Genomic DNA, 24,997 nt, shown 5'->3' on the forward strand with positions numbered 1-24,997 from the left:
GGTTCATCGAAACGCTCACATCTTCATGTGCTTCATCGGCGGGGTGCCGCCTTGCTGCCGCGCCGGCTCTGCGGCCGGTGGGGTGACTTCGTAGGCGACGGTGCCTTGCGGGAATTTGTAGGGGCCGGGATCGCGATAATCGTCGCGCGCGAGGTCTTCGCGGATCTTCATCACCGTGAACATGCCGCCCATCTCGATCGGCCCGAACTGGCCGGTGCCGGTCATCATCGGCAGCGTGTTGTCTGGCGCGGGCATCTCCATGTTGCCCATCGCCATGCCGGTCGAGCCCATGGCCATGCTGTCGGGCGCGAGCTTGCCGACGGCCTTGGCAAGATCCTTGCGCGACACGCCGATGAGCGTGCGCACCTCGTGTCCCATTGCGTTCATGGTGTGGTGCGACTTGTGGCAGTGGAACGCCCAGTCGCCGGGATTGTCGGCGAGCACGTCGAATACCCGTACCGCGCCGACGGGAACGTCGGTGGTGGTTTCGGGAATCTGCGCGCTCTCCGGAATCCAGCCGCCGTCGGTGCAGGTCACCGCGAAGCTGTGGCCGTGCAGGTGGATCGGATGGTTGGTCATGCTGAGATTGCCGATGCGCACGCGCACCTTGTCGCCGAGCCGCACCGGCAGCGGATCGATTCCCGGAAACACCCGCGAATTCCAGGTCCACATGTTGAAGTCAGTCATCTCGTTGACCTGCGGCAGATAGCTGCCGGGATCGACGCGATAGGTGCTCATCACGAAGACATAGTCGCGGTCGACGGGCCGGAAATTCGGGTCGCGCGGATGCACGACGACCATGCCCATCATGCCCATCGCCATCTGCACCATCTCGTCGGAATGCGGGTGGTACATGAAGGTCCCGCTCTTCTTCATCTCGAACTCGTAGACGAAGGTCTTGCCCGGATCGATGTGCGGCTGGTTCAGGCCGCCAACGCCGTCCATGCCGCTTGGCACGATCATGCCGTGCCAGTGCACGGTGGTGTATTCAGGCAGGCGGTTGGTGACGAAGATGCGGACCTTGTCGCCCTCGACCGCCTCGATGGTCGGGCCCGGCGACTGGCCGTTATAGCCCCACAAATTCACCTTCATGCCTTCGGCGAACTCGCGCACCACGGGCTCGGCGACGAGATGGAATTCCTTCCAGTCGCCGTTCATGCGGAACGGCAGCGACCAGCCGTTCAGCGTGACCACGGGGCGATAATCGGGTCCGCTGATGGGGTGCAGCGGCGGCTGCATCACCACCTTGTCCATGTGCGGGGCTTCCGGAATCGAGGCCGCCTGCACGCGGCCGCTGACGACGGATGCGCTGGCGAGCGCGGCAGTGCCTAAAAATCCTCGGCGGGAAAACATGATGGCCTCCGTCTCAGTGGTCGCCATCGGCAGACGCTGCCGCAGCGATGGTGGTTGAAGGGTCGCTGCCGGAAGTCGGCGAGCCGCCGCCATTGACGGCGGTCTGCAAGTCGGCCTGCGCGAGGAAGAATCTTTGTCTGGCATCGATCGCGCCGCGCAGCGACGCCAGGCGCTGCCGCGCCTCGGTCAGCAGTGCAAAGATGTCGACCTGCATGCTGGAGAAACGCAGCTGCATCTCCTCGGTGATGATCTTGCGCAGCGGAACGATCTCACGCTGGAAATGGCTGGCTATGTCGTACGTGGACCGATAGGTGCGATAAGCATCGCGCGCCTCCGAGCGAACGTTCACGGCACGCTCGGTCAGGCGGTTGAAGGCGAGATTGTAGGTCTCCGCCGCCTGCCGCACGCGGACCTCGCCGCCGTCGAAGATCGGAATCTGGAACTGCACGTCGAAGCCGCGTTCGCGGAACGGCGGCCCTTCCGGATCCTGGGTGCGGCGGGAGATGCCGGCGAGATCAAGCAGCGTCACGAAGCGCGTCGCCTCGGTGAGGTTCAGCGCTTTTGCCAGCGCCGTCAGTTCCAGCCGCGCGATCTGCAGGTCGATGCGATGGGCGACCGCGTCGGCCTCGATCGAGGGCAGGGCTTGCGGCCGGCCCGGCAAGGGCGGCAACTGATTGGGCAGACGGAAGTCGAGGCCGTCGTCCCACAGTCCCATCAGGCGCGCGAGTCTTTCGCGCGTGCTCGTCGCGGCCTGCCGCGCTGTGGCAAGGTCGGCGGTGGTCTCGGCGTAGAACACCTGTTCGCGGGCCTGGTCGAGCTTGTTGATCGAGCCGGTCTCGCCGAGCTTCACGGCGAGCTGGGCGGTCGATTCGGCCGTGGCCTTCGCGTCCGTCAGCAGCACCACCAGCTCGTTGCAGGTGACCGCGCGGACATAGGCGCGGCGCACGTCGGCCGCGAGCCGCAACGTCGCCAGCGCCGCGCGCAATTGAGCCTGACGGAAGCGGTCGCGGGCGATCTCGGAGCGGAACGGCAGTGTTGCGAGGGCGAGGATGTCGCCGACGACCTGGCGCTCGATCTCGTTTGCGCCATTGCCCGAGATCCGCGAGATCGAGAACACGGGGTTGGGTGGCAGGCTCTGCTCGACCTGTTCGGTTTCGGCCAGCGCCAGCTCGTTGTAAGCGGCTTGCAGCCCCTTGTTGTTGAGCAGCGCGATCTGCACGGCGGTCTCGACGGTCAGCGTGCGCGCCAGCAACCGGCGGACGGTCGCGTCGACGGCCTCGGCGCCTTCGGCCGATCGGACGAAGGCGACGTCCTTCTTGATGGTCTGGCTGGTGAGGTCGGAGACCATCGTCATGCCGCCGTCCGGTGAGAATGCCATGCAGCCGGAGAGTCCGAACGCGGTGAGCATGAGCAGGCCCCGCGCAAGATGATGTGCCATGTCGCGCTCCTACCGGTCTTGCTTCGGCTGCGGCGCGACGGCGTCGTTGCGGTCGCGCCATGGTGCCGGGGTCGCGGGCCGCAGGCTGGTGTAGGGCGCGATGGTCGAGCGATAGCCGACGCGTGCCACCTTCGCCGCCGGATCGGCGGGATTCGCGCTCGCAATTTGCGTGGTTGCCGGCATGCAGCCGGACAGCGCCAATGCAGCCAAGGCCAGCAGCGGCCAATTGAATAGAAAGCGTCCTCGACGCGCCGCAGATGCGGCGGCGGACTTCGCCCCGGAAAGCGTAAGCATGAATCATCCCTGATCTGTCTGGAGACCACAGGTCCGCGCGCGCGGATGCACGCTCGGCCTGACGTCGTCGCGTGTCAGATCAGGCGATGGGAGGGCGGTAGCGCTGAGGCGGCGCCGTGCTGTGCAGGCTGGCCACGATCTCGGGCGCGCAGGCGGAGACGGGCTGAAGCGGCTTTGCGACGCTGGGCAGATCGGCCGGCAGCGCGCTCACGCACATCATCGCGCAGCACGGGCCAGCCTTGCCCTTGCCGTCATGATGATGCGACGCGGGTGCGTCCTGTGCGGCGGTCTGGTGATGCGCGTGCGATCCTGCGCGGTCATGAGACACGTCGCCGTGCACATGATTCGCGGCCATCTGGTGATGTGCCGGAACGAGGTCGGCAAGACGCGCGTCGTCGAGGCATGGCGCTGGACCACTGCCCCAGGCAAGGGCGGCTGCCGGCGCGAGCACGCAGAACAGGTAGGCGAGAGCAATGAGGCGCCCCACCCTGATCCGCATCGATCGTGTCAATCGCAACAACATTCCGCCGACATGCTCTTCGCGCGGCAATGTTGCACACGCAGATTGCAAACTAATGGCAAAGCGCGGTTTCGCCAAGCTCCTTCTTACCGCAGTGCACCGCGCATGCCCATTATCGCGGCACGATGCTTGACCGCGAGGCGATCCGCGAACATGGTCCGCGCCGTGCACGCGCCAAATCATCCAGAACAAAGACCGGCTTCCTTCACTCCTGATTCCCGTCAGGCATGGGTGCGACTGCTGCTCGCGCTGCTGATCGGCTCGATCGGGGGCGTCGGCATGTGGGCGATCGTGGTGATGATTCCCGCCGTGCAGGCCGAGTTCGCCGCCACGCGCGGCGCGGTGTCGCTGGCCTTCACGCTGATGATGTTCGGTTTCGGGCTCGGCGGCGTGATCGCGGGCAAGATCACCGACAGGTTCGGCATCGTGCCGGCGATGGCGATCAGCATCGCCTTTCTTGGCGTCGCCAATACGCTGGCGGGGTTGTCGACCCAGCTCTGGCAGTTCGTGGCGGCCTATTTTCTGATCGGGCTCGGCACGTCCGCGACCTTCGCGCCGCTGATGGCAGAGGCTTCGCACTGGTTCGAACGCTATCGCGGCCTGGCCGTGACCATCGTCGCCAGCGGCAATTATGTCGCCGGCACGATGTGGCCGCCGCTCGTCAATTGGGGCATGCAGACGATCGGCTGGCGTACCACCCATATCGGCATCGGCCTCGTCTGCGTGGGCCTGATGACCATCCTGGTGCTGGTGCTGCGCGCGCAGATGGGCAATGACACGGTCCATGACCACGCCAAGGCACCTCCGCCACGGGTCGATCTCAAGCTCTCGACCAACACGCTGACAGTGCTGCTCTCGATCGCCAGCATCTCCTGCTGCGTCGCCATGGCGATGCCGCAAGTCCATATCGTCGCCTATTGCGGCGACCTCGGCTACGGCGTGGCGCGCGCCGCCGAGATGCTGTCGCTGATGATGGCCTGCGGCATCATCAGTCGGATCGGCTCTGGCTATCTCGCCGACAAGATCGGCGGCATCCGCACGCTGCTGGTGGGATCGCTGACGCAAGGGTTTGCGCTGGTGTTCTACCTGTTCTTCGACAGCCTCGCCTCGCTCTACATCATCTCGGCGATGTTCGGCCTGTTCCAGGGCGGCATCGTGCCGAGCTACGCCATCATTGTGCGCGAGGCGATGCCGGCGAGCGAAGCCGCAACCCGCGTCGGCATCGTGATCTTCGCCTCGGTTTTCGGCATGTCCTTCGGCGGCTGGGTGTCGGGCGTCATCTTCGATGCCACCGGCTCCTACGGCGCGGCCTTCGCCAACGGCGTCGCCTGGAACGCGCTCAACATCGGCATCGTCGTGCTGCTGCTGATCCGTTCGCGGATGGGCTCGGTCAGGGCCGGTCCGGGCTTGGCCACTTAGACCGCCTGTCCCGCCTTCAGCAGCGAGCAGCCGGTGATCTTGTAGCTGCCGTCGGCCTGCTGCTCGAGCGTGTACAGTGCCTCCCAGGCTTCGCCATTGGCGTCGACGATGTGGACGTGCTGGGCGATCCAGTTGCCTTCGCTCTTGCTCTCGCCGAACTCAAAGCTCTTGTGCCGGTAGACCGGCGCGTAGCCGTTCTGCACCATGGACATGAAGATGTCGGGGGCGGGGAAGATCTCCTTGATCGCCGGTGCAGCGTAGGAATAAGCCGCGGCCGCATCGTTGCGGCCGAACGCCTGCTCCTGGGCGCGGATGACGCTCTGTGCCGCCGCGACATCGTCGGCACGTGCTGAGATCGGGCTGAACGCGATACTGAGAGCGACGAGCAAGGCGGCGATGCGCATGACAGGCTCCGCGTTGAAATCCCGGCGGTGCTGATCCTAGCACGACCTTTGGAGGTACGGGCTCGCTACCGCTTCCGTTTCACCGCCGGCTTCGCGGGCTTCGTGGTGCGCGCCTTGGCCTTGGCGGCCGTCTGCACCCGCAGCCCGTCCACGAACACGTCGAGCATCCGCAGCACAGAGGATTGCCAGCCGGGCTGGTCGTGCATGTAGCACATGCCGAAGAACGCGCGCAGCAAGTCCTCGGGACTGATGTCGGCGCGCATCTCGCCGGCCGCGACTGCGCGGTTGAGCAGCGAACCGATGGCCTTCGTCAGCCGATCGAACGAGAAGGCGTGCAGCTCGGAACCGCTTTGGACCGCAAGCGCCAGGGCTGCCACCATGCCCTTCTTGGTGGCGACGAATTCGACACCCGAGCGCAGCCAGCGTTGCAGGGCATCGACCGGATCCTTGGCATTCTTCAACTGCTCGGCAAGCTCGCTGAGCTGCTCGACCTCTCGTCGGTACACCGCCTCGAACAGATCCTCGCGCGTCGGGAAATGCCGGTAGAGCGTGCCGATGCCGACGCCGGCGCGTTTCGCCACCGCTTCGAGGCTCGCCTCCGGACCGCCCGCGTTGAACACGACCTTGGCCGCTTCGAGCACGCGCTCGCGATTGCGCACGGCGTCGGCGCGGGGCTTTCGGGTCTGGTCAGTGTGGTCGTCCATATCAGGCAATGTAGATCACGAATTGGTTAGATTGAACCCTTGGCTGGCTTCATCGCGTTGTATGCGCATGGGCTTTTGACGATTTCCAAATATTTTTGCGCGGCCCTTGTTAAGCGGAGGGTGCCTCCGTATCTTCGTTGGGATGTTGGCCGGGTTCCGCCCGGTCCACACGATATCGACGGCGGCCACGGCGGTGGCGCGCCGAGCGATGAGCCATGTCCATATCTGATCGGAGCCTTGTATGAACCACTCCATCAGCCTCACCGTGAACGGTGCGCGGCGCGACTTCGTCCTCGACGATCCGCGCGTCACGCTGCTCGATCTCCTGCGTGAGCGCCTCCATCTCACCGGTACCAAGAAGGGATGCGACCGCGGCCAGTGCGGCGCCTGCACCATTCTCGTCGACGGCAAGCGCATCAATTCCTGCCTCGCGCTCGCCATCAGCCATGACGGTGCCGACATCCTCACCATCGAGGGCGTCGCGCGCGGCGACCAGCTTCATCCGGTGCAGGCCGCCTTCATCGCCCATGACGGATTCCAGTGCGGCTTCTGCACGCCCGGCCAGATCATGAGCGCGATCGGCATGATGCAGGAGGCGCAGGCCGGCAACGATCCCGAGCGCATCCGCGAATGCATGAGCGGCAATCTGTGCCGCTGCGGCGCCTATGCCGGCATCGTCGATGCCGTGCTGGAAGCGCAGGCCGGCATGGACGAATCCAATCAGAGGCGCTCCGCATGAAACAGTTCGATTATGTCAGGCCGGTCACGATCGCTGAAGCCGTCGCTGCGGCCGCCCAGCCGGGCGCTGTCTATCTTGCCGCCGGCACCAATCTGCTCGATCTGATGAAGGGCGGCGTCAGCCGTCCGGATCGCCTGGTCGACGTCACGCATCTCGACGGGCTCGATCAAATCGAGACCCTCGCCGACGGATCGTTGCGCATCGGCGCGCTGGTCAGCAATGCCGATCTCGCGCATGATGCGGAATTCGCGCGGTCGTATCCTGCCGTGGCCGAAGCGCTGCTCTCCGGCGCGTCGGCTCAATTGCGCAATGCCGCGACCGTCGGCGGCAATCTGCTGCAACGCACGCGCTGTGCGTATTTCTACGACACCGCCAGCCGCTGCAACAAGCGCGAGGCCGGCTCTGGCTGCGACGCTCGCGAGGGTGAGAACCGCACCCATGCCGTGCTCGGCTGGAGCGAGAGCTGCATCGCCGCCCATCCGTCCGATTTCTGTGTGCCGCTCGTCGCGCTCGACGCCGTCGTCGAGATCGAGGGCAGGAGCGGCCGTCGCGAGATCGTGCTCGACGAGCTGCATCGCTTGCCCGGCAATACGCCGGAGCGTGAATCGGCGCTGGAGCCCGGCGACCTCATCGTCGCGGTTCGCCTGCCGCCGCTCGCCCGCGGCTTTGCCGCGCATGCGCGCTATCTCAAGGTTCGCGAGCGCACATCCTATGCCTTTGCCGTCGTTTCGGCTGCGGCTGCGTTGCGGATCGAGAACGGCAAGATCGCCGAAGCGCGGCTTGCGCTCGGCGGCGTCGCCGCAAAGCCCTGGCGTGCCCGCGCGGCGGAGGATGTGCTCAAAAACGTCGCGCCCACGGCCGACGCATTCCAGGAAGCCGCCTGGCGCGCGCTCACCGACGCAAAGCCATCCGGCGACAACGCCTTCAAGATCGAGCTCGCGCGCCGCATCGTCGTGCGCGCGCTGACCCTCGCCGCCGCCGGTACGCCCGCGCGCATCCCCGCGCTGCCGGCCTCTCCCTTTGCCTCCACATCCGGAGCCATCCATGCCTGAGCTCAATCTCACCAGCGCACCCGCCCATCTGCGTCACGGCTCGAACATCGGCCAGCCGCTGACCCGGCGCGATGGCGTGCTCAAGGTCACGGGCCGTGCGACCTATGCCGCCGACAATCATCCGCACGGGATGCTGTTTGCGGTGATGGCGGTGTCGGGCATCGCGCATGGCCGCGTCACCTCGCTCGATGTCGCCGCCGCAAAACGCCATCCCGGCGTGGTCGACGTCATGACGCCCGACCACAAGCCTGCGCTCGCGATCGATCCGGAGATCAAGACCAATCCATTCGTGTTCCGGATGGAGGTGTTGCAGAGCAATGAGGTCCGCTACGCCAACCAGCCGATCGCCGTCGTGATCGCGGAAACGCTGGAAGCTGCCACCGAAGGCGCCGCATTGCTGGCGCCGCGTTACGAGACGCTGCCCGCGCTGGTCGGCCTCGATGCCGGCGGAAGTTATGTGCCGCCGGTCGTCGGCGTCGGCAATCCCACGGAAAACCACCGCGGCGATGTCGAGGCGGGCCTTGCCGCGGCCGAGAAGCGGATCGATGCGATCTACGAGACGCCGCCGCAATATCACAACGCGATGGAGCCGCACGCGATCGTCGCTCATTGGGACGGTGACAATCTCCGGATCGACATGCCGACGCAGGGCCTGATGCTGTCGCTGGCGCGCGTTGCCGAACTGTTCGGCATTGCGCATGACAAGATCCACATCCGCAGTCCGTTCCTTGGCGGCGGCTTCGGCTCGAAGGGGCTGATGGCCGGTCCCCCGGTTCTCGGCATCATGGCGGCCAAGCTGGTCGGCAAGCCGGTCAAGCTGGTGTTGCGCCGCGAGCAGATGTATGGGCCGGTCGGTCATCGCGCGCCAACGCGCCAGCGCCTGCGCGTCGGCACCGACGGCGAGGGGCGGCTGACCGCGCTCGATCATCACGCCAGGACCGTGTCGAGCACATTCGACGATTTCTACGAACCCGCGGCCGATGCCTCGCACACGCTCTATGCCGCGCCGGCGATCCGCACCTCGCATGACGCCGTGCGCGTCAACACCGGCACGCCGCTGTTCATGCGCGCGCCGGGCGAAGCGACCGGCTCGATCGCGCTCGAAAGCGCAATCGATGAGATGGCCTGGGCCTGCGGCATCGACCCGCTCGCCTTCCGCCTCAAGAACTATGCCGAGGTCGAGCCGATGACGGGACGACCCTTCTCCTCAAAGGCGCTGCGGGCCTGCTACGAGCAGGGCGCGGCGCGCTTCGGCTGGGCGAAGCGCTCGCTTCAGCCGCGGCAGATGCGCGACGAGGCCGGCCTTCTGGTCGGCTGGGGCATGGGCACCGCCACCTTCCCGGCGCTGATGTTCCAGGCCGAGGCGCGCGCTGTGATCCGCCGCGATGGCTCAGGTGCCATGGAAATCGGCGCACACGACATGGGGCAGGGCGCCTGGACCGCGCTCGCCCAGATCGCGGCCGATGCCGTCGGTCTCGACATCGACCGTGTCGAGTTCAAGGCCGGCACATCCGACCTGCCCGATGCCGGAATCGCTGGCGGCTCGGCCCACACGGCGACCGCAGGTGCCGCGATCCACAGCGCCGGCGCGGCCGTGATCGCAAAGCTCGCCGATCTCGCGACCGGCGACGAACGCTCGCCGCTGTTCGGCGCCGGCAATGCCGGCGTGATCGCGCGCGATGGCCGGTTGATCCGGCGCGACGACGAGAGCCGCGGCGAAAGCTACACTGAGATCCTGGCGCGCGCCGGCGTTGCCGAGGTCGAGGCGCGCGGCACCGGCGCGCCGAATCCTGCGGCGATGGAGGAGTATGCGATGCATGCCCACGGCGCGGTGTTCGCGGAGGTGAAGGTCGATCCCGAACTCGGCCAGGCCCGCGTCACCCGGATGGTCGGCGCCTTCGCGGCCGGGCGCATCGTCAATCCGCATCTGGTGAAGAGCCAGCTGTTCGGCGGCATGATCTGGGGCATGTCCTTCGCGCTGCACGAGGAAGCCATCACCGATCGCCGCAGCGGGCGGATCATGAATGCCAATCTCGGCGAGTACCATATCCCCGTGAATGCCGACGTGCCGCCGCTCGACGTGATCACGGTCGAGGAGCACGATCCGCATGTCAATGCGCTGGGCATCAAGGGTGTCGGCGAGATCGGCATCACCGGCAGTGCCGGCGCGGTCGCCAATGCCGTCTGGCATGCGACCGGCGTGCGCGTGCGTCGGTTCCCGATCAGGATCGAGGAATTGCTGACGGAGCGTTGAAGCAAAAGGCGGGGCGAGATCGTCTCGCTCCGCCGCGCACATCTAAAGCGCGATGAGATTAGGATGAATCGTCATCGCGCTTTAGGCTGTTGTTTGAGCATGATCTTTTCGGAAAACCGCTGCGCACTTTTCCGGATCATGCTTTAATGCAGCTTCTTGCGGAGCGCCTTCAGCGCCTCGCGCTGCGTCTCGATGTACTCGGCAATCGCCTTGCGCAGCTCGCGCGAATGGAGCTTGTCGGCATCGCGCTGCACTTCGTCGAGCGCAGCCTCTGCATTGGCGAGCGTGATCTTCATCTGCGAGCCTTATGAAGCGGCGCCGGAATGTCTCTCGGCTACGGCTCGCATCATATAGAGGATCGGCGCGCGGAAATTGAGATGGATCAAGCTCCGTAAGACACCGGGCACTCCCGTAGGAGCCCGGATAGCGCTGATCGCGCGTTAGAACGTCGGCGGCGTGCAGGCCGAGATCACTTCGCACGGCTTGCCGCCGACACAGCGGAAGCGATGCGGGCGGCGGCTCTCGAAATAATAGGCATCGCCAGGATTGAGGATGCGGCGCTCGTCCTCGACGGTGACTTCGAGCTTGCCCGAGATCACGATACCGCCTTCCTCGCCGTCATGGACGAGGTGCACACGCCCGGTGTCGCTGCCGGGCTCGTAACGTTCCTTCAGGATCTGCAGGCTGCGGCCGAACAGATTGTCGCCGACCTGCCGGTACGAGATCGGCTTCTTGCCGACCTCGGTCAGCTCCTCGGCGCGGTAGAAGATCTTGCGCCTGGACTCCGGCTCCAGCGCGAAGAATTCAGCGAGCCCCATCGGGATGCCGTCGAGGATGCGCTTGAGCGCGCCGACCGACGGGTTCATCTGGTTGGACTCGATCAGCGAGATGGTCGAATTGGTGACGCCGGCGCGCTTTGCCAGCTCGCGCTGCGACAGCTTGTGGCGCGCCCGGATGAATCGCAGCCGTCCACCGATGTCGACGCTCATGCCCTTGGCCCTGTTTCAGGTGTTGCGGATCGCGCAAATATGGACCGGCAGCCCCAGTGAAATCAATGGCTTGCAGGTCACCAGAAAAGGACTTGTTGCGCTATCGAAGCCGTGGCTCTGCTAGCGGGTCAGCAAAGGAGCGCGGCCGTGACCCTTCATCAGATTCCAAACACTATCAAGACCGACTCGTTCTGGATGCCGTTCACGGCCAACCGTCAGTTCAAGAAGGCGCCGCGCCTGTTCTCCTCGGCCGAGGGCATGCACTACACCACGGTCGACGGCCGCAAGGTGATCGACGGCTCCGCGGGCCTGTGGTGCGTCAATGCCGGGCACGGCCGCAAGCAGATTGCCGCGGCGGTCGAGCGGCAGCTGATGACGCTGGACTTCGCGCCGACCTTCCAGATGGGCCATCCGCTCGCGTTCGACTTCGCCGAGCGTCTCGCCGAGATCGCGCCGAAGGGCCTCGACCGCGTCTTCTTCACCAATTCAGGCTCTGAATCGGTCGACACCGCGCTGAAGATTGCGCTGGCCTATCACCGCGCCAACGGCCAGTCGAGCCGCACCCGCCTGATCGGCCGCGAGCGCGGCTATCACGGCGTCGGTTTCGGCGGCACCTCGGTCGGCGGCATGGTCGCCAACCGCCGCGCCTTCGCGACCCTGCTGCCGGGCGTCGATCACATTCGCCACACGCATGACCTTACCCGCAACGCCTTCGCCAAGGACCAGCCCGAGCATGGCGCAGAGCTCGCCGATGATCTCGAGCGTCTGGTCGGCCTGCATGGCGCCGAGACCATCGCCGCCGTCATCGTCGAGCCGGTGCCGGGATCGACCGCGGTGCTGCCGCCGCCGAAGGGCTATCTGCAGCGTCTGCGCGAGATCTGCGACAAGCACGGCATCCTCCTGATCTTCGACGAGGTCATCACCGGCTTCGGCCGCCTCGGCACGCCGTTCGCCGCCAACTTCTTCGGCGTCACGCCGGACCTGATGACGACGGCCAAGGGCATCACCAACGGCACCATTCCCTGCGGCGCCGTGTTCGCGAGCCGCAAGGTGCATGACGGCATGATGGTCGGCCCCGAGAACCAGATGGAGCTGTTCCACGGCTACACTTATTCCGCGCATCCGACCGCCTGCGCCGCGGGTATCGCCACGCTCGACATCTACAAGGACGAGGGCCTGCTCACGCGCGGCGCCACGATGGCCGAATACTGGCGCGATGCGCTGCATTCGCTGAAGGGTCTGCCGAACGTCGTCGACATCCGCAATTGCGGCCTGATGGGCGCGGTCGAGCTCGCCCCGCGTGACGGTGTCGTCGGTGCGCGCGGCTATGACGTGATGGTCGACTGCTTCAACACCGGTCTCTACCTGCGCATGAGCGGCGATAGCTTCGCGATGTCGCCTCCGCTCATCGTCGAGAAGAGCCATATCGACCAGATCGTCTCGATCCTCGGCGACGCCATCAAGAGGGTGGCCTGATAATTGCCCTCGCCGCTGTGGAGTTTTATCTTGCAGCGGCGAGCGTGATGCCGCGGGAGTTTGACCAAGCGTGAAAGTTCTGATCCTCGGCAGCGGTGTCATCGGTGTCACCTCTGCCTACTACCTCGCACGTGCCGGCCACGAAGTGACGGTCGTTGACCGTCAGCCTGAACCGGCGCTGGAGACGTCGTTTGCCAATGCCGGCGAAGTGTCGCCCGGCTATTCCTCGCCATGGGCCGGCCCCGGCGTGCCGGTGAAGGCGGTCAAGTGGCTGTTGATGAAGCACGGCCCGCTGGTGATCCGGCCGAAGCTCGATCCCGTCATGTGGGTCTGGCTGCTCAAGATGCTGCGCAACTGCACCAGCGCGCGCTATGCGGTCAACAAGAGCCGGATGATCCCGATCGCGGAATACAGCCGCGATTGCCTGCGCGATCTGCGCCGCGACATCGGCATTCAATATGACGAGCGCGCCCAGGGTACGCTCCAGCTGTTCCGCTACCAGGCCCAGCTCGACGGCACCGCCGAAGACATCGCCGTGCTCAAGCAGTACGGCGTGCCTTTCGAGGTGCTGAGCCGCGAAGGGTGTATCGCGGTCGAGCCGGCGCTATCAGGCGTGAAGGAAAAGTTCGCCGGCGGGCTTCGCCTGCCGCAGGACGAGACTGGCGACTGCCACATGTTCACGCAGGCGCTGGCGAAGCACGCCCAGGCGCTCGGCGTGCGCTTCATGTTCAACACCGGCATCGACCGCATCGTCACGGACGGCGCACGCGTCACCGGCGTCGTGACCAGCGCCGGGATGTTGCAGGCCGACTCTTACGTGCTCGCGCTCGGAAGCTGGTCGTCGCGCCTCGTCGCGCCGCTCGGCATCTCGCTGCCGGTCTATCCGGTGAAGGGTTATTCGATCACCGTGCCGATCAAGGACGCCTCTGGTGCGCCGGAATCGACCGTGATGGACGAGAGCTACAAGGTCGCGATCACCCGTCTCGGCAATCGCATCCGTGTCGGCGGCACCGCCGAGATCTCCGGCTATTCGAGCAAGCTGTACGACGCGCGCCGCGCCACGCTCGATCATTCGTTGACCGACCTGTTCCCGCGCGGCGGCGATCTCTCCAGGGCGACGTTCTGGAGCGGCCTGCGCCCGATGACGCCGGACGGCCCGCCGGTGATCGGCCCGACGCAATACGCCAATCTCCACCTCAACACCGGCCACGGCACGCTCGGCTGGACCATGTCCTGCGGTTCGGGGCGCGTGCTTGCGGACATGCTGTCGGGCAGGAAGCCGGAGGTCGATGTCAGCGCGCTGACGGTGGAGCGGTATCAGCACCGGTTTGGATGATTGACGCTGTCATTCCGGGGCGCCTCGAAGAGGCGAACCCGGAATCTCGAGATTCCGGGTTCGGCTCTTCGAGCCGCCCCGGAATGACGGCGAGTTACCCCGCCCCCGTCACGCAATTCACCCACAGCACCACGGCCTTCGCATCATTCGCCGGGTTGGAGAACCGGTGCGGCCTGCGGCTCGCAAAGCGAAAGCTGTCGCCGGTCTTCAGCGACCACGTCTCGCTGTCCACCGTCAGCATCATCTCGCCCTCGAGCACGAGGCCGGCTTCCTCGCCGTCATGGGTGTAGAGCTCATCGCCGGTGGAGCCGCCGGGCTCCAGATGCACCAGGAACAGGTTGAGCCGGTTGTCGGGACTGGCCGGACTGAGCAATTGTTTCGACACGCCGGAGCGCCACAGCTTCAATTCGGGCCGCTGCAATCCGCGCGTCACCACCTGATCCGATACGCCGTCGGCGCTCGGGCTGGCGCCGAACAGTGCGGCGATGCCGACGCCGAGCACGTCGGCGAGCGTGGCGAGCACGCGCAACGACGGCGAGGAGAGGCCGCGCTCGATCTGGCTGAGGAAGCCGATCGAAAGCTCGGTGCGCGCCGCGACCGTCTCCAGCGAGAATTGCCTGACACGCCTGAGATCGCGGATGCGGCGGCCGACTGCGACGTCCATCGCCGGCTCGGCCGGCTTGGCGGTAGCCTTGACCGGCACCTTCTTGGCCTTCACCTTCGTCGCCGGCTTTGCGGCGGCCGGTTTGCGCATTCTTTTGCCACCGCTCACGTCAAACCGCTTCCTTCATGTGCATGAAAACCGCTTGCATCGTCCGCGAAAGTGTGACCAAATTTTCATATTGGTGAAAATAGGCCGAAACGGCTTGGCCCGCAACGTCTGATCACGATGCGCGAGCGCCGTCATCGGCCAAGCCCAAAAGGGGGATGCGATGAAGCGTTTTGGTCTGGCCGCGGTCGCGGCACTCGCAATTGCAGCGATAACGCCGGCTTCGGCGCAGCAGGTGCTGAAAGTCGGCTCGACGCCGACGGGCATTCCCTTCACCTTCCTCGACACCAAGACCAACACCATCCAGGGCATCATGGTCGACCTCGTCACCGAGGTGGGCAAGGATGCCGGCTTCAACGTGCAGATCGAGCCGATGCAGTTCTCGGCGCTGATCCCGTCGCTGACCTCGAGCAAGATCGACATCATCGCCGCCGCGATGTTCATCACGGCGCCGCGCAAGGAAGTCGTCGACTTCTCCGACCCGATCTACACCTATGGCGAAGGTCTGGTGGTGCCGAAGAGCGACACCAAGGCCTATGCCACCCAGGACGATCTGAAGGGCGAGACCGTCGGCGCGCAAGTCGGCACCGCTTTCGTCGATGCGCTGAAGAAGAGCGGCCTGTTCGCCGAGGTCAAGGCCTACGACACCATCCCCGATATCCTGCGCGACGTGAACACCGGCCGCCTCAAGGCCGGCTATGCCGACTATCCGATCCTCGCCTACAATCTGAAGCAGGGCGGCTTTCCCGAGGTGCGCCTCGTCGACGGCTACAAGCCCGTCACCGTCGGCTCGGTCGGCATTGGCGTACGCAAGGGCGAGACCGCGCTGCTCGGCAAGATCAACGCGTCACTGGCGAAGCTGAAGGCCAACGGCACCATCGACAAGATCCTCGATAAATGGGGCCTGAAGGCCCAAGGTTGATCGAGGCCGATAGCGCGTCATTGAAGGCTGCCCGATGAAAGGTTTTTGGCACGACACCGTCGAGTTCTTTCCGATCCTGATGAATGGCGTCGCGCTGACGATCATCGTCACCATCGGCTCGCTGCTGCTTTCGACGGTGCTCGGCCTGATCTGGGCGATGATGCGGGTCTCCGGCATCAAGGCGCTGTCGATGCTCAGCGCCAGCCTGATCAACGTGATCCGCGGCATCCCGATCATCGTGCTGCTGTTCTACCTCTATTTCGTCATGCCCGATCTCGGCGTCAGGCTGTCGGCCTTGCAGGCCGCGATCCTCGGGCTCGGCATCGCCTATTCGGCCTATCAGGCGGAAAACTTCCGCGCCGGCATCGAGGCGATCGACAAGGGCCAGATCGAGGCGGCGCAGTCGATCGGCATGGGCTGGTGGCTGACCATGCGCCGCGTGGTGCTGCCGCAGGCCGTGCGCATCGTGTTGCCGCCCTACGGCAACGTCATGATCATGATGCTGAAGGACTCTTCGCAAGCCTCGACCATCACGGTCGCCGAGCTCGCGCTGCAAGGCAAGCTGATCGCGTCATCCACCTTCAAGAACACCAGCGTGTTCACGCTGGTGGCGCTGATGTATCTCACCATGAGCATTCCGCTGATCCTGCTGGTCCGTCACTTCGAGAAGCGGGCCGGAAAGAAATGATCGAGCTGAACGACGTCCACAAGAGCTTTGGCAAGGTCGAGGTGCTCAAGGGCATCACAGCCTCCGTGCAGAAGGGCGAGGTGGTTTGCATCATCGGGCCCTCAGGCTCCGGCAAGTCCACCATCCTGCGCTGTATCAACGGCCTCGAAAGCTACGACCGCGGCGAGATCAGCGTCGAAGGCCTGAAGGTCGACCGCGATGCGCCGTCGATCGTGAACATCCGCACCCAGGTCTCGATGGTGTTCCAGCGCTTCAACCTGTTCCCGCATCGCACCGCGCTGGAGAACGTCGTCGAAGGACCGCTGTTCGTGAAGAGGGAGCCGCGCGCCCGGGCGTACGAACACGGCCGCGCGCTGCTCGCCCGGGTCGGGCTTGCCGAGAAGGCCGACGTGCATCCGCCGCAACTTTCCGGCGGCCAGCAGCAGCGCGTTGCGATCGCGCGGGCGCTGGCGATGCAGCCCAAGGCGATCCTGTTCGACGAGCCGACCTCGGCGCTCGATCCCGAGCTTGTGGGCGACGTCCTCGGCGTGATGCGCAAGCTCGCCGACGAAGGCATGACCATGGTCGTCGTCACCCACGAGATGGGCTTTGCCCGCGACGTCGCCGACCGCGTGTTGTTCATCGACGGCGGCGTCATCGTCGAGCAGGGGCCGGCCAAGGCGCTGCTCAACCAACCCCAGCACCCGCGCACGCAGGACTTCTTGCGCCGCGTGCTGCATCCGCTCTGACCGGACTTCTATAATGACGCGCCTGCCACTGCCGCCCTCGCTTTACGCCGACACCGCCGTCGCGCCGGTCGCGACGCCGCCGCTCGATACGGACAAGAGCGTGTCCGTTGCGATCGTTGGTGGCGGCTACACCGGCCTTTCCACCGCGCTGCATCTGGCGGAGCAGGGCGTCGAAGCCCTGGTGCTGGAAGCGCAGGAGCCGGGCTGGGGCGCGTCCGGCAACAATGGCGGCCACACCAATCCCGGCCTGAAGCACGACCCCGATCAGATTGAGGCGGACTTCGGCGCGGAGCTCGGCCGCCGCATGATCGCGTTCTCCTACGGCACCACGAACTTCACGCATGATCTGATCCGCCGCTACCAGATCCCGTGCGAAGCGCGGCAGAACGGCACGCTACGCGCGGCCTATAACGAAGCCAGCGCCGCGGCGATCGAGAAGACGGCGCAGCAATGCATCCGTCGCGGCATGCCGGTGTCGTATCTCAATCGCGAGCAGTTGCGCGAGACGACCGGCACCGACCGCTATATCGGCGCGATGCTCGACACGCGCGGCGGCGATTTGCATCCCCTCAGCTACGCCCGCGGTCTCGCGCGCGCTGCGATCTCGGCGGGCGCGAAGGTCCACGGGGAGACGCCGGCGCTGTCGTTGCGCCGCGACGGCAGCCGCTGGCGCATCGAGACGCCGCGCGCGGTGGTGCATGCCGACAAGGTCCTGCTCGCGACCAATGGCTTTACGGACGATCTCTGGCCCGCGCTCCGCCGCACCATCGTGCCGGTGTTTTCCTCGATCGCCGCCACCGCCCCGCTGTCGGACGCGGTTGCCCGCTCGATCATGCCGACGCGCCCCGTTCTCTACGAGAGCGGCCACATCACCGTCTATTACCGTATCGACCAGCAGAACCGCCTCTTGATGGGCGGCCGCGGCCCGATGCGCTGGATCAAGTCACCCAACGATGTCGCCTATCTCATGCGTTATGCGGAGAGACTGTGGCCGCAGCTCAAGGGCGTCAGCTGGACCCATGGCTGGAACAGCCGCCTCGCCATCACCGGGGATCATTACCCGCATGTGCACGAGCCGGCGGAAAGCATCCTGATCTCGCTCGGCTGCAACGGCCGCGGCGTCGCGCTCTCGACCGCGATGGGCGCGCAGCTTGCGCGCCGGCTGATCGGCGGCGCCAAGGCCGAGATCGACATGCCGATCACGGGCATCAAGCCAATCCCGATGCATGCGTTCTGGCCGGTCGGCGTGACGACCGCCGTGATCGCGGGCCGCGTGCGCGACCGGCTCGGCATTTGAAGAAGAAGGCGCCGCCCGGTCAGGAGCGACGCCTTGCAACACTTGCAATTAGGAGCGTCAGCAGCGGCCCTGTTTCCACAGCCCGGGCGGGCAACCGTGACCGCGCCAGCCGACCTTGCGTCCATGATGCCATCCGGGCGGAGTTCCATAGCGATGCACATGGTATCCGCCATGATGGCCATGGCCATGGCCGTGACCATGACCGCCCTTGGCCAATGCCACGCTGGGCATGGTCAAGCCGGCAGCGATGATCATTGTTGCGGCGAGCGCGAGCTTCTTCATCCGAAATCCTCTCTTGTTAGGCACGCATCTGTCGGTTCGACGAACCGACATCGATCGCGATGTCGCGCGCAAATGCGGAGGAGTCGTGACGCTCAGGATTCGACCACTGCGTCGGCCCAGGGGTGGAAGATCTCGACCGCGCCCGAATTGCTGTCGCCGTCGCGCATCACCACGCTCGGGCAGGCAAATTTTTGCGGCACGGCCTGCACCCGGCTCTCTTCATAGTCGAAGCGGCTGGCCAGGACTTCGCGCACGTCCGCCGGCAGTCTGGCATCGCCGATCACGATCGCGCCCTCGCTGGCGTCGATGCGCGGCTGGTGGATGGCGGCATCTAAGTCCATGCCGAAATCCATCGCAAAGGACACGAGCTGCATCACCGAGGGCAGGATGCGGCGGCCGCCGGAGGCGCCGACGGCGAGGCGCTTGCCGTCTTTGGTCTCCGCGATGACGGGCGTGTAGTTGCAGAGGCAGCGCTTGCCGGGCGCGAGCGAATTGGTGGTGCCCGGCGTCGGATCGAACCACATGATGCCGTTGTTCATGGTGATGCCGCTGTGCGGCGTCACGTATCTCGAGCCGAAGGACGAGAGCAGCGTCTGCGTCACCGCCGCGATGTTGCCGTGGCGGTCGACCACGGAGAAATGCGTGGTGCAGGCGGGCGCGAGATATTCGGCGCCGAGCGAGCGCTTGCCGTCGGCATCGCCCATGTCCTTGAGCCGCTCGCGGAAGGCCGCCTGCAAGGCGAGCGCATATTCGACATAGGCGGAGGCATCCGGCGTGCCCGCCGGCTTCAGGCTCTGCTGCAACAGGCACAGCGCATGCGCCATGGTCGGCCCGGCCGTGAGCTCCGGCGTCGCATAGACCTTGCCGTCGCGATAGGGAATTGCCAGCGGCTCGCGCAGATGCGCGCGGAACGCGGCGAGGTCCTCCACCGACAGCGAGCCGCCGTCGGCCTTGATGTCGGACGCGATGCTCCGGGCAAGGTCGCCCTGGTAGAAATCGCGCGGGCCGGCTTCGGCGAGATGCGACAGCGTCGCCTTGAGCGCATCCTGCGGCAGTCGCGTCTCGGACTTGATGCCCCATGACGCGCTTGGCGGCAGGCCATCCTTCAGATACGCGGCCGCGCTGGCGGGATAGCGCCTGAGATCAGCGGCCGAGCCCGCGATCGTCAGCGTTGTCCACCAATCGGCCAGCAAGCCTTCGCCGGCGAGCCTGGCTGCCGGCGCGACCAGATCCTTCCACGGCATCTTGGCGTAGCGGCGATGCGCCTCCTCCATGCCGGCGACGACGCCGGGCACGGCGACCGAGCCGGGGCCGTGGATGTTGCGGTCGTCCTTCACCCGCGGCCAGGGGAAGAGGTCGGAGGCCGCGCCTTCGCCGCTGAGTGGATAGTCGGCGGTGCGCAGGCTCTCCGGCGCGCACATGCCGTAGTCGATCACCTCGGTGCGATTTTCCCTGGCGCGGTAGAGCACCATCGCGCCGCCGCCGCCGATGCCGCTGTTCCAGGGCTCCAGCACGTTCAGTGCGAAGGTGGTCGCGACGATCGCGTCCACGCAGTCGCCGCCCGCAGTCAGCACCTGCGCCCCGACTTCAGCCGCCCGCCGCGATTGCGAGGCGACGATGCCGCCCTTGGATGTGACGGCGGGCTTGCGGACGGTTTGGTTGAGGCTGAACTGATGAGGCATGATGTCGTCTTGATCTCTGTTGTTTTTGGTTTGTGGCGCTGGCGCGGAAGCTCAGCATTGGCGGGGCGCGCGGAGGATGGCACATTGCCGTCAACGAGAACAAACGGAGGCGCGACATGGCAGGTGTGAAACAGGCGCGGGATGGCGCGGTCGGGATCCTGACGCTCGACGAGCCTGCAAGCCTGAACGCGATGACGCCGGACCTGCTTGGCGCGCTCGCGGCCGCTATCGCCGAGATCACCGAAGATGACGACGTCCGCGCGCTGGTCCTCACCGGTGCGGGGCGCGGATTTTGCTCAGGACAGAATTTGAAGGCGTCCGAAGCGCTCGGCGAGGACATCGCCGCCGGCGTGATGCGCTTCTACTGGCCGGCCTTCAAGGCGCTCCGCGAATGCTGCGTGCCGGTGGTCGTCGCCGTCAATGGTGTCGCCGCCGGCGGCGGCTTCAGCCTCGCAATGGCCGGCGACATCATTGTTGCGGCGCGGTCGGCGAGCTTCATCCAGGTGTTCAGCCGCATCGCGCTGGTGCCCGATCTCGGCTCGACCTGGCTGCTGCCGCGCCTGATCGGCCGGCAGCGCGCGCTCGAGCTGATGCTGCTGAACGAACCGCTGACGGCCGAACGCGCCCAGGAGATCGGCCTGGTGCGTGAGGTCGTCGACGATGCCAGGCTGATGGACGAGGCGCTCGCGTTGGCGCGCCGTCTCGCCGACGGCCCGACGCGCGCTTTGGTCGCAACCCGCGCGCTGGTCGAGGAGAGCGAGCACGCGACCTACGAGGCGCAGTTCCGCCGCGAGATCGAGCTTCAGGCGACGATCCGCAAAAGCGCGGATGCGATCGAGGGCCGCACCGCCTTCGTCGAGAAGCGCAAGGCGAAGTTTACGGGAAGTTGAGGAGAAGACCGTTCCCCCACACTCGTCATGCCCGGGCATAGCCGTCCGAAAGACGGCGTCGCTCACGCTCGCCTATGACCCGGGCATCCACGTCTTTGCGTCCCAAGAACGTGGATGGCCGGGACAAGCCCGGCCATGACGGAGAAGATCGAGATGCTGGGGAAAGCCGCCGCGCTCAGAGCGAGCGGTTCAGCCGGCTGGCCTGGTACTTGGCGTGCCATTTCGGGCCGGGCCCGCGCATGTAGTGAAGCTCGGGGCGATAGGGGTTGCCGGCGATCCGCACCAGCTTCTGCCATTTGGCGGCGACGAAGCTGAGCGGCTGGCGAATGAGGCTGAGTGACAGCACGGCATCACCTCAATGCGGCTTGCCGAGCATGGCGGTGAAGGGGAGATCGAACAGATCCTCGCCGTCGGAGCCGCTGACATGGATCACCCAGTCGCGCCAGTCTTCGGCACCTGGCGTCAGGATCATCGAGCTCATGATCTGGGCGGCGCGGTCGCGCGCTTCGGTCAGGTTGGCGACGGCAGCGCCGCTGCGATCGATCAGCGTGCCCTCGGTGTTGGAGCAGTGAAAGTAGACCTGGACCATATGCGTCTCCTATTGGGAGCGATTGGGACGGCAAACCGATACCACCGGAGGCCTTCGCGAAACATTCGGGGCGAGCCCGGTAAGGGAATTTACGGAGATTGGTCGGCTCCAAGGTCGTTACGGGTTTAATCACAGGCGGGTGATGATCGACTGGACGGCGTATCGGCGGCATGGAACAAGCTTTACGAGAAAGTCCGGGGGGCCGCCGTGAATCAGCTCACATTGTCGCGGAAATGCCGACGCCTGTTGGCGGCGGTCCTCGCCGGCGTGCTTGGCGCCGCGCCAGGAGCATCCTCCGAACAGGTGAAGAAAAGCGGCTATGCGATCGGCACGGACCTCTGCGGCAGCGGCGATCTCGCCTTTCCCAGGGTCCAGATCGACATGAAGGCAGGGTTCTGCGCCGGCCTCGTCGCCAGCGAGGAGGACCATCTCAAATTTCCGCGCTCGATCGTCCAGGTGCCGGGCCGCGACCTGTTCGTGGTCGCCGACATGGGCGGCTGGGGCCACACCGACGGCCGGCTGCTGCTGCTCGATCCGCGCGCGCCGCAGGGCCAACGCTTCAAGGAGCTGCTGACCGGGATCGAATATCCATTCGGCCTCGTGATCGGGCCCGACAAGAAGCTCTATGCCTCGTCCGCGGAGGCGATCTTCCGGTTCGATCCGCTGGCGGAGAATCCGCGCGGCACGGTCGAAACCATCATCCGTCACATGCCGGGCCGGCGGATCAAGCTGCCCGACGGCACCAGGCTCGACGAGAGCGCGCATCCGCTCAAGCAGTTCGTCTTTGATAAAAATGGTCGGCTGTTCGTCAATGTCGGCTCGCACAGCGACGACTGCATCACGCCGGCGCCGATCACAAAGTCCTGCGCAGTGGCCGAGGGCGAGTCGGCAATGGCGTCGATCTGGCTGTTCACGCCGCCCGCAGGCGGCGTCTTTCCGGTCTTGAAGCCGAACGACCCCGATCCGGCGCATACGGTTTACGCGCGGGGACTGCGCAATTCGATGGCGCTGGCGCTGCATCCGAACTTCCCCGACGCCGGCTACGCCTTCCTGCAAGGCGAGAACGGCCGCGACCTGCCCGATATCTTCAAGCCGAACGAGGAGATCAATGCGATCGAGCAGGGCAGGCATTATGGCTGGCCCTATTGCTATGACCTCTCGACGCCGAGCCCCGAATTCCGGCTGGTGCTGCAAACGGGAATCTACAAGTCGCTGTGTACCGTCAATGCGCTCTACAAGCCGCCATTCTCGCTACTGCCGCCGCACGGCGCGCCGCTCGCGATGCTCTATTATCACGGCGCCAAATTTCCGGAGCTGGAGGGCAAGCTCCTGGTCGGCCTGCACGGCTATCGCCCGACCGGCAGCCGCGTTCTCGTCTATGACGTCGACGATCACGGTTTCCCAAAACCCGCTCCGGCGCCGGTGCGCTATCATGTCAGCTGCGCCGCCGATCCGACCCACAGCTTCCAGACCGAGGCGGGCGAGGTCGCCGCCGCGCCGTTCGAGGAACTGATCGCCGGCTGGCACCGCGTCAACGGCGCGCGGCCGCAAGGTGCTCCGGTCGGCATGACGGTCGCCGAGGATGGCGCGATTTGGCTGGTGGAGGACAAGAACCAGACCGTGATCCGCATCGATCGCGCCGCGGGTGATCCACCGGCGCCGCTCCCCTGCGACACGCGCAGCCAGGCGATGATCGACCAGCTCGCGGTCTTCGTTGCGAGAGACGCGCAGAACAGCATCCGTCTCACCACGCTTCGCAAGGGGCTCGTTGAAAAGCACTGCGTCGGCTGCCACTCCGATTTCGGCCTGAAGGCGGGACAGTCGGACGCCGAGAAGGACAAGACGGTGCTGCGTTTCATGCTGTCGCAGGACGGCTGGATCTACCCCGGCGACCCCGAGTCCGGCCGGTTGCGCACGCGGCTGCGCGGCATCGGCGCGGAGAAGCTGATGCCGCCGGGCGGCGAGAGCCTGCCGAAGACCGAGCCCGGCTACACGCGCCTGCTCGACACCGCGGACTTGCTGGTCGCGAAAATGGTTCCGGGCACGCGGATGCGGATCAAGGCCGGCCCGCCGCAACGCAAGTTCTTTGGCAAAACCAACAAGGAATGCGGCGAAATACCGGCCGGCAAGGTCGTCGTCGTGACACAAAGGAGCGCTGTAGACAAATCCGGCTTCAGCCGTTTTTTCCGGCCGGCCGATCCCTATCTGAATGGCGAGTGCAGCGACGACGATGGCTATTACATCCGGCAGGAATATCTGGTGCCTGTGCAGTAGCATTGTCCTCGTCATTGCGACGGCGTCCGCTCAAGCAGACACGAAGCTGTTCGAAAGCGTGCAGGTGACGCCGGGCGGCGAATACACCTTTGGTATCGAAGGGCCCGCCGCGAATCTCGACGGCAATCTCTTCGTGGTCAATTTCGGCAAGCCCGGCACCATCGGAAGGCTGCCCGTGGGCCGCGCGGCGTCGGAGCTGTTCGCGACGCTGCCCGAGGGCAGCGTCGGCAACGCCATCCGCTTCGATCGCAGCGGCACCATGTTCATCGCCGACTACAAGAAGCACAACATCTTCGCGATCCCGAAGGGCGCGACCGAGCCCGTCGTGTGGTTTCATTCCGACGAGATGAAGCAGCCCAACGACATCACGCTCGCGCGCGACGGCACGATCTATGCGAGCGATCCGAACTGGAAGGGCAGGGAAGGCCACATCTGGCGCATCGCCAAGGCCGCCGATGGCTCGGTGCAGGGGCAGGTAATGTCGGCGCCGCGCGCGATGGGCACCACCAACGGCATCGATCTCGGCCCCGACGGCAAGACGCTCTATGTCGGGGAATCCAGCAGCGGCCAGATCTGGTCCTATGCGATCAACGGCAACGAGCTCACCGGTGCGAAGATGGTCAAGGCATTTCAGCCCGACACCATCGACGGCCTGCGCACGGACGTCGCCGGCCGCCTTTTCGTTGCGCGCATCCTCAAGGGCACCATCGCGGTGATGAAGCCCAATGGCGCGGTCGAGCGCGAGATCGCGCTGAAGGGCAAGGAGCCGACCAACCTCGCCTTCGGCGGCAGCGACGGCAAGACCGTCTTCGTCACCCAGCGCCAGGGCGGCTTCATCGAGGCCTTCCGCACCGACCAGCAGGGCCGCGAGCACTGTCTCCAGCGCGGGCGCTGCTGA

At 65.7% G+C, this 24,997-nt stretch carries 26 protein-coding genes; 13 read left to right on the top strand and 13 right to left on the bottom strand.

The genetic code is table 11. The features are described from left to right. Nucleotides 1-15: 15 nt before the first annotated feature. From QA642_RS08075 to QA642_RS08090, 4 genes are all read right to left on the bottom strand, one after another. Complete coding sequence (locus QA642_RS08075) at nucleotides 16-1,353, bottom strand: copper oxidase (protein ID WP_283084192.1); 1,338 nt, start codon at nucleotides 1,351-1,353, stop codon at nucleotides 16-18. Nucleotides 1,354-1,366: 13 nt separating this feature from the next. Continuing rightward, the gene (locus QA642_RS08080) at nucleotides 1,367-2,791 is read right to left on the bottom strand and encodes a TolC family protein (RefSeq protein ID WP_283084193.1); all 1,425 of its coding nucleotides are present in this window, start codon (nucleotides 2,789-2,791) and stop codon (nucleotides 1,367-1,369) included. A gap of 9 nt (nucleotides 2,792-2,800) precedes the next feature. Beyond that, nucleotides 2,801-3,085, bottom strand: coding sequence for a hypothetical protein (locus QA642_RS08085; RefSeq protein WP_283084194.1), 285 nt, complete (start codon nucleotides 3,083-3,085; stop codon nucleotides 2,801-2,803). Nucleotides 3,086-3,164: 79 nt separating this feature from the next. Continuing rightward, nucleotides 3,165-3,683, bottom strand: coding sequence for a hypothetical protein (locus QA642_RS08090; protein WP_283084195.1), 519 nt, complete (start codon nucleotides 3,681-3,683; stop codon nucleotides 3,165-3,167). 75 nt (nucleotides 3,684-3,758) lie between these two features. Here QA642_RS08090 and QA642_RS08095 point away from each other — a divergent pair, with 75 nt between their 5' ends. Next, the gene (locus tag QA642_RS08095) at nucleotides 3,759-5,024 is read left to right on the top strand and encodes an MFS transporter (RefSeq protein WP_283084196.1); all 1,266 of its coding nucleotides are present in this window, start codon (nucleotides 3,759-3,761) and stop codon (nucleotides 5,022-5,024) included. Here QA642_RS08095 and QA642_RS08100 read toward each other — a convergent pair. Both QA642_RS08100 and QA642_RS08105 read right to left on the bottom strand, forming a co-directional pair. After that, nucleotides 5,021-5,428 (bottom strand): DUF4864 domain-containing protein, encoded by a 408-nt coding sequence (locus QA642_RS08100; protein ID WP_283084197.1) that lies wholly within the window; start codon nucleotides 5,426-5,428, stop codon nucleotides 5,021-5,023. The two genes, QA642_RS08095 and QA642_RS08100, sit on opposite strands and share 4 nt — an antisense overlap. Nucleotides 5,429-5,493: 65 nt before the next feature. Continuing rightward, the gene (locus tag QA642_RS08105; RefSeq protein WP_283084198.1) at nucleotides 5,494-6,132 is read right to left on the bottom strand and encodes a TetR/AcrR family transcriptional regulator; all 639 of its coding nucleotides are present in this window, start codon (nucleotides 6,130-6,132) and stop codon (nucleotides 5,494-5,496) included. A 241-nt stretch (nucleotides 6,133-6,373) separates the two neighbouring features. Here QA642_RS08105 and QA642_RS08110 point away from each other — a divergent pair, with 241 nt between their 5' ends. The 3 genes from QA642_RS08110 to QA642_RS08120 are packed head-to-tail and all read left to right on the top strand — an operon-like array spanning nucleotide 6,374 to nucleotide 10,177. Further along, complete coding sequence (locus QA642_RS08110; protein WP_008140891.1) at nucleotides 6,374-6,871, top strand: 2Fe-2S iron-sulfur cluster-binding protein; 498 nt, start codon at nucleotides 6,374-6,376, stop codon at nucleotides 6,869-6,871. Continuing rightward, complete coding sequence (locus tag QA642_RS08115) at nucleotides 6,868-7,923, top strand: xanthine dehydrogenase family protein subunit M (RefSeq protein ID WP_283084199.1); 1,056 nt, start codon at nucleotides 6,868-6,870, stop codon at nucleotides 7,921-7,923. The genes QA642_RS08110 and QA642_RS08115 overlap by 4 nt, the downstream gene beginning before the upstream one ends. Then, nucleotides 7,916-10,177, top strand: coding sequence for a xanthine dehydrogenase family protein molybdopterin-binding subunit (locus QA642_RS08120; RefSeq protein WP_283084200.1), 2,262 nt, complete (start codon nucleotides 7,916-7,918; stop codon nucleotides 10,175-10,177). The genes QA642_RS08115 and QA642_RS08120 overlap by 8 nt, the downstream gene beginning before the upstream one ends. A 143-nt stretch (nucleotides 10,178-10,320) precedes the next feature. Here the strand turns inward: QA642_RS08120 and QA642_RS08125 are convergent, their stop codons facing one another. Both QA642_RS08125 and QA642_RS08130 read right to left on the bottom strand, forming a co-directional pair. After that, nucleotides 10,321-10,473 carry a hypothetical protein gene (locus QA642_RS08125; RefSeq protein ID WP_283084201.1) on the bottom strand — a complete coding sequence of 51 codons (153 nt, stop codon included), beginning with the start codon at nucleotides 10,471-10,473 and terminating at the stop codon, nucleotides 10,321-10,323. Nucleotides 10,474-10,617: 144 nt separating this feature from the next. Next, nucleotides 10,618-11,166 carry a cupin domain-containing protein gene (locus QA642_RS08130; RefSeq protein WP_018646206.1) on the bottom strand — a complete coding sequence of 183 codons (549 nt, stop codon included), beginning with the start codon at nucleotides 11,164-11,166 and terminating at the stop codon, nucleotides 10,618-10,620. Between the two features lie 147 nt (nucleotides 11,167-11,313). On the opposite strand from QA642_RS08130, the gene QA642_RS08135 reads away from it, so the two are divergent. Continuing rightward, entirely contained in the window at nucleotides 11,314-12,642 is a 1,329-nt protein-coding gene (locus tag QA642_RS08135) for an aspartate aminotransferase family protein (protein WP_283084202.1), read from the top strand. A 70-nt stretch (nucleotides 12,643-12,712) separates the two neighbouring features. Next, on the top strand, nucleotides 12,713-13,978 hold the full coding sequence (locus QA642_RS08140; protein ID WP_283084203.1) for a D-amino acid dehydrogenase: 1,266 nt from the start codon (nucleotides 12,713-12,715) through the stop codon (nucleotides 13,976-13,978). Nucleotides 13,979-14,072: 94 nt separating this feature from the next. Here QA642_RS08140 and QA642_RS08145 read toward each other — a convergent pair whose 3' ends face one another. Beyond that, nucleotides 14,073-14,732, bottom strand: a complete 660-nt coding sequence (locus QA642_RS08145) for a cupin domain-containing protein (protein WP_283084204.1) — start codon at nucleotides 14,730-14,732, stop codon at nucleotides 14,073-14,075. A gap of 178 nt (nucleotides 14,733-14,910) precedes the next feature. On the opposite strand from QA642_RS08145, the gene QA642_RS08150 reads away from it, so the two are divergent. From QA642_RS08150 to QA642_RS08165, 4 genes are read left to right on the top strand one after another with little or no spacing between them, the layout of a single operon-like run. After that, nucleotides 14,911-15,669, top strand: a complete 759-nt coding sequence (locus tag QA642_RS08150; protein WP_283084205.1) for an ABC transporter substrate-binding protein — start codon at nucleotides 14,911-14,913, stop codon at nucleotides 15,667-15,669. 34 nt (nucleotides 15,670-15,703) lie between these two features. After that, nucleotides 15,704-16,357 (top strand): amino acid ABC transporter permease, encoded by a 654-nt coding sequence (locus QA642_RS08155; protein WP_027562571.1) that lies wholly within the window; start codon nucleotides 15,704-15,706, stop codon nucleotides 16,355-16,357. Further along, on the top strand, nucleotides 16,354-17,085 hold the full coding sequence (locus tag QA642_RS08160) for an amino acid ABC transporter ATP-binding protein (RefSeq protein WP_283084206.1): 732 nt from the start codon (nucleotides 16,354-16,356) through the stop codon (nucleotides 17,083-17,085). The genes QA642_RS08155 and QA642_RS08160 overlap by 4 nt, the downstream gene beginning before the upstream one ends. A 10-nt stretch (nucleotides 17,086-17,095) precedes the next feature. Next, nucleotides 17,096-18,382 carry an FAD-binding oxidoreductase gene (locus tag QA642_RS08165; protein WP_283086827.1) on the top strand — a complete coding sequence of 429 codons (1,287 nt, stop codon included), beginning with the start codon at nucleotides 17,096-17,098 and terminating at the stop codon, nucleotides 18,380-18,382. A 57-nt stretch (nucleotides 18,383-18,439) separates the two neighbouring features. On the opposite strand, the gene QA642_RS08170 is transcribed toward QA642_RS08165, so the two are convergent. Next, on the bottom strand, nucleotides 18,440-18,664 hold the full coding sequence (locus QA642_RS08170; RefSeq protein WP_283084207.1) for a hypothetical protein: 225 nt from the start codon (nucleotides 18,662-18,664) through the stop codon (nucleotides 18,440-18,442). Between the two features lie 92 nt (nucleotides 18,665-18,756). After that, entirely contained in the window at nucleotides 18,757-20,346 is a 1,590-nt protein-coding gene (locus QA642_RS08175) for a gamma-glutamyltransferase (RefSeq protein ID WP_283084208.1), read from the bottom strand. Nucleotides 20,347-20,462: 116 nt separating this feature from the next. Between QA642_RS08175 and QA642_RS08180 the strand changes: the two genes are divergently transcribed. Next, the gene (locus QA642_RS08180; protein WP_283084209.1) at nucleotides 20,463-21,236 is read left to right on the top strand and encodes an enoyl-CoA hydratase-related protein; all 774 of its coding nucleotides are present in this window, start codon (nucleotides 20,463-20,465) and stop codon (nucleotides 21,234-21,236) included. A gap of 175 nt (nucleotides 21,237-21,411) precedes the next feature. On the opposite strand, the gene QA642_RS08185 is transcribed toward QA642_RS08180, so the two are convergent. Together QA642_RS08185 and QA642_RS08190 are read right to left on the bottom strand one after the other, a co-directional pair. Then, nucleotides 21,412-21,582 carry a hypothetical protein gene (locus QA642_RS08185; protein WP_283084210.1) on the bottom strand — a complete coding sequence of 57 codons (171 nt, stop codon included), beginning with the start codon at nucleotides 21,580-21,582 and terminating at the stop codon, nucleotides 21,412-21,414. A 9-nt stretch (nucleotides 21,583-21,591) separates the two neighbouring features. Then, nucleotides 21,592-21,825 (bottom strand): hypothetical protein, encoded by a 234-nt coding sequence (locus tag QA642_RS08190; RefSeq protein ID WP_027562577.1) that lies wholly within the window; start codon nucleotides 21,823-21,825, stop codon nucleotides 21,592-21,594. A gap of 207 nt (nucleotides 21,826-22,032) precedes the next feature. Here QA642_RS08190 and QA642_RS08195 point away from each other — a divergent pair, with 207 nt between their 5' ends. Beyond that, nucleotides 22,033-24,099, top strand: coding sequence for a PQQ-dependent sugar dehydrogenase (locus QA642_RS08195; protein WP_283084211.1), 2,067 nt, complete (start codon nucleotides 22,033-22,035; stop codon nucleotides 24,097-24,099). Continuing rightward, nucleotides 24,056-24,997 (top strand): SMP-30/gluconolactonase/LRE family protein, encoded by a 942-nt coding sequence (locus tag QA642_RS08200; protein ID WP_283084212.1) that lies wholly within the window; start codon nucleotides 24,056-24,058, stop codon nucleotides 24,995-24,997. The genes QA642_RS08195 and QA642_RS08200 overlap by 44 nt, the downstream gene beginning before the upstream one ends.

Source organism: Bradyrhizobium sp. CB2312 (genome assembly GCF_029714425.1).
GTDB lineage: Bacteria > Pseudomonadota > Alphaproteobacteria > Rhizobiales > Xanthobacteraceae > Bradyrhizobium.